The organism is Pseudomonas sp. HMWF006, assembly GCF_003061205.1.
In the GTDB taxonomy this organism is placed as follows: Bacteria; Pseudomonadota; Gammaproteobacteria; order Pseudomonadales; family Pseudomonadaceae; genus Aquipseudomonas; species Aquipseudomonas monsensis.
In genome coordinates this window covers 1-3,628 of the sequence record NZ_QAIU01000352.1, presented here as the reverse complement: position 1 = coordinate 3,628, position 3,628 = coordinate 1, and the positions used below count along the sequence as shown (strand labels likewise).

Annotated in this window: 4 protein-coding genes; all 4 read left to right on the top strand. The window is 61.9% G+C overall.

From position 1 onward, the window contains the following. A partial coding sequence (locus DBR24_RS14390; protein ID WP_128615098.1) for a DoxX family protein occupies nt 1–285 on the top strand: 285 nt, incomplete at its 5' end. Continuing rightward, nucleotides 278–904: an antibiotic biosynthesis monooxygenase gene (locus DBR24_RS14385; RefSeq protein WP_123463280.1), complete on the top strand. Its 627-nt coding sequence runs from the start codon at nt 278–280 to the stop codon at nt 902–904. The genes DBR24_RS14390 and DBR24_RS14385, both read left to right, overlap by 8 nt. A gap of 44 nt (nt 905–948) precedes the next feature. After that, nucleotides 949–2,787, top strand: a complete 1,839-nt coding sequence (locus DBR24_RS14380) for an amidohydrolase (protein ID WP_123463278.1) — start codon at nt 949–951, stop codon at nt 2,785–2,787. 73 nt (nt 2,788–2,860) lie between these two features. Beyond that, nucleotides 2,861–3,484 (top strand): isochorismate family cysteine hydrolase YcaC, encoded by a 624-nt coding sequence (ycaC, locus tag DBR24_RS14375; RefSeq protein WP_123463276.1) that lies wholly within the window; start codon nt 2,861–2,863, stop codon nt 3,482–3,484. Nucleotides 3,485–3,628 lie beyond the last annotated feature (144 nt).

The window sequence follows — 3,628 nt, the reverse complement described above, 5'->3', positions numbered from 1 at the left end:
ATCGAAGACCCGTTCCACCTCGGCGCCCGCCTCACCCTGATGCTGGCGATCTTCGCCGAAGTGCTCTGTCCGTTACTGATCGTCGCCGGGGTGCTGGCGCGTTTGGCCTGCTTGCCTATTCTGTTTGTGCTACTGGTGGCGCTGTTGCTCGTGCACCCGCAATGGAGTGTGGCCGAGGGGCAGTTCGGCTGGTTGCTGTTGATCCTGTTTGCCACTGTGTTTATCGCCGGGCCGGGACGGCTGGCGCTCAATGTTCGCTTGCCCGGAGTACTGCGTTATGCCTGAAGTCCTTAGTCAAAAAGCACCGGGGGCAGACGAAACGGTCACCTTGATCATCAAGCATCAGGTCAAGGCCGGTTTCGAGTCGGCCTATGAAGCCTGGCTGCGCAATATCGTGCGCGTGGCGGGGCAGCGTGAAGGCCATCTGGGCGTGGACGTGGTGCGTGGCAAGCGCGGCCGTCTCGACTTCTACACCTGCGTGCTGCGTTTCAGATCCACCGAAGCGATGCAAGGGTGGCTGGAGTCGCCGCAGCGTCAGGCACTGGTCGCCGAAGCCGCGCCGATGCTCGCCGATGGCGACCAGACCGAAGTCGCGCCGATCAACGAATTCTGGTTCGCGCCACTGGCCGACGCCGCCTCGCCACCGCCGCGCTGGAAGCAGGCAGTGATCACGCTGCTGGTGATTCTGCCGCACACCTTGCTGGTGCCGCTGATCTGGGGACCGTTGCTGGCGCTGCATCCCATTCTTTCCAACTACGTGGTCGCCACGTTCCTGATCACCCTGACCATCGTGCTGTCGGTGGTGTACGTATTCATGCCTCGCGTCACGCGATTGTTTGCGCCTTGGCTCGAAGCGAGCCAGGCCCATGAGCACCTTGATTCTCAAAAACCTCAGGCGCGCTGAAACGCCGAGGTTTCGCTCCCTTTCACTTTGTCTGAGGAACTGCGATGAACGCCGATCTGATTCTGTTCAATGGCCAATTTCATACCGTAGACCGTACCAAACCACTGGCCAGCGCCGTGGCGATCAAGGACGGCCGTTTTGTTGTCGTCGGCAACGACGCCCAGGCCATGGCCCTGCGCGGTTCGGCCACGCAAGTGATCGACATGCACGGCCGCTGCGTCATTCCCGGCCTCAATGACTCGCACCTGCACCTGATCCGTGGCGGTCTGAACTACAACCTCGAACTGCGCTGGGAAGGCGTGCCGTCGCTGGCCGATGCACTGCGCATGCTCAAGGAACAGGCCGACCGCACGCCGACCCCGCAATGGGTGCGTGTGGTCGGTGGCTGGAACGAATTCCAGTTCGCCGAAAAACGCATGCCGACCCTCGAAGAACTCAATCAGGCGGCGCCGGACACCCCGGTGTTCGTGCTGCACCTGTACGACCGCGCGCTGCTTAACCGTGCCGCACTGCGGGTGGCCGGTTACACCCGTGACACGCCGAACCCGCCGGGTGGCGAGATCGTCCGGGATGCCAACGGCAACCCGACCGGCATGCTGGTCGCACGGCCGAACGCGATGATCCTGTACTCGACGCTGGCCAAGGGGCCGAAGCTGCCGCTGGAGTATCAGGTCAACTCGACCCGTCAGTTCATGCGCGAACTCAATCGCCTTGGTCTGACCAGCGCGATTGATGCCGGCGGTGGTTTCCAGAACTATCCGGACGACTATCAGGTGATCGAGCAACTGGCCAAGGAGGACCAGTTGACCGTACGCATCGCCTACAACCTGTTTACCCAGAAACCCAAAGAAGAACTGAGCGATTTCCAGAACTGGACCGGCAGCGTCACCCTGCATCAGGGCGACGATTACCTGCGTCACAACGGTGCCGGTGAAATGCTGGTGTTCTCGGCGGCGGACTTCGAGGACTTCCTCGAACCGCGCCCGGATTTGCCGCAGACCATGGAACAGGAACTGGAGCCGGTGGTGCGCCACCTGGTCGAACAGCGCTGGCCGTTCCGTCTGCACGCCACTTACAACGAATCGATCAGCCGCATGCTCGACGTGTTCGAGAAGGTCAATCGCGACATTCCGTTCAACGGTCTGCCGTGGTTCTTCGACCACGCCGAAACCATCACCCCGCAAAACATCGAGCGGGTGAGGGCGCTGGGCGGCGGCATTGCGATTCAGGATCGCATGGCGTTCCAGGGCGAATACTTCGTCGATCGTTACGGTAAACAGGCAGCCGAGGCCACGCCGCCGATCAAGCGCATGCTCGCCGAAGGCGTGCCGGTGGGCGCTGGCACCGACGCCACGCGGGTGTCGAGCTACAACCCGTGGACCTCGCTGTACTGGATGGTCAGCGGTCGTACCGTCGGTGGTCTGGCGCTGTACGAAGAAGGTTTGCCACGCACCACCGCGCTGGAACTGTTCACCCACGGCAGCGCCTGGTTCTCGTCCGAGCAAGGCAAGAAGGGCCAGATCAAGGTCGGGCAACTGGCGGATCTCGCAGCACTGAGCGCGGATTTCTTCCACGTCGAAGAAGAGGCGATCAAGTGGATCGAGTCGGTACTGACCGTGGTCGGCGGCAAGATCGTCTATGCCGCCGGTGACTTCGAAGACCTCGGCCCACGCTCGATTCCGGTTCTGCCGGACTGGTCGCCAGTGGTGAAAGTCCCGGGCCACTGGCGGCCGAATTCGCCGCTGCAGGCGCAAGTGCATCAGTGCGTTGGCGCCTGTGCGGTGCACTCGCACAGCCATGAAAAGGCGCGGCTGTCGAACGCGCCGGTCAGCGACTTTGCCGGTTTCTGGGGCGCCTTCGGCTGTTCCTGTTTCGCCTTCTGATCCCGACAACAAAAGCGCCGGCCACGCGGTACGGCGCTTTACGCAATATCCACCCCACCCAGGAGTTTTCCCCATGAGCGTTCCTTACACACGTCTGAACAAAGATGATGCGGTTGTGCTGTTGGTCGATCACCAGACCGGTCTGATCTCGCTGGTGCAGGATTTCTCGCCGAACGAATTCAAGAACAACGTCTTGGCGCTGGGCGATATCGCCAAGTTCTTCAAGCTGCCGACCATCCTCACCACCAGTTTCGATGCCGGTCCGAACGGCCCGCTCGTACCGGAATTGCGCGAGCAGTTCCCGGACGCGCCGTTCATTCAGCGTCCAGGCCAGATCAATGCCTGGGACAACGAAGATTTCGTCAAGGCGATCAAGGCCACCGGCCGCAAGCAACTGATCATCGCCGGTGTAGTGACTGACGTCTGCGTAGCGTTCCCGACCCTGTCGGCCATCGCTGAAGGTTATGAAGTGTTCGTGGTCACCGACTCGTCCGGCACCTTCAACACCACCGTACAACAAGCGGCCTGGGCGCGGATGTCGGCCGCCGGTGCCCACCTGCTGAACTGGTTCTCGGTGGCGTGCGAGCTGCAGGGCGACTGGCGCAACGACATGGAAGGCCTGGCGCATCTGCTGTCGGAACGCCTGCCGAACTACCGCAACCTGATCAACAGCTACACCAAGTTCACTGCCAAGTAAAAGCCCCTGGCCCTCTCCCAAAGGGAGAGGGCCGTGTTCGAGCTACGCCGACCTGCAATACTGAGCCGAACTCCGGTCTTGAAACGCCCGGCGATCGGCTCCCTTTCCCCCACGTCCCCTTGGGGGAGAGGGTTGGGGTGAGGG

What these genes read in the sequence shown, in the direction of transcription:
- DBR24_RS14385 (WP_123463280.1), top strand. Translation starts at nt 278, where the DNA reads ATGCCTGAAGTCCTTAGTCAAAAAGCACCGGGGGCAGACGAAACGGTC.
- DBR24_RS14380 (WP_123463278.1), top strand. Translation starts at nt 949, where the DNA reads ATGAACGCCGATCTGATTCTGTTCAATGGCCAATTTCATACCGTAGAC.
- ycaC (WP_123463276.1), top strand. Translation starts at nt 2,861, where the DNA reads ATGAGCGTTCCTTACACACGTCTGAACAAAGATGATGCGGTTGTGCTG.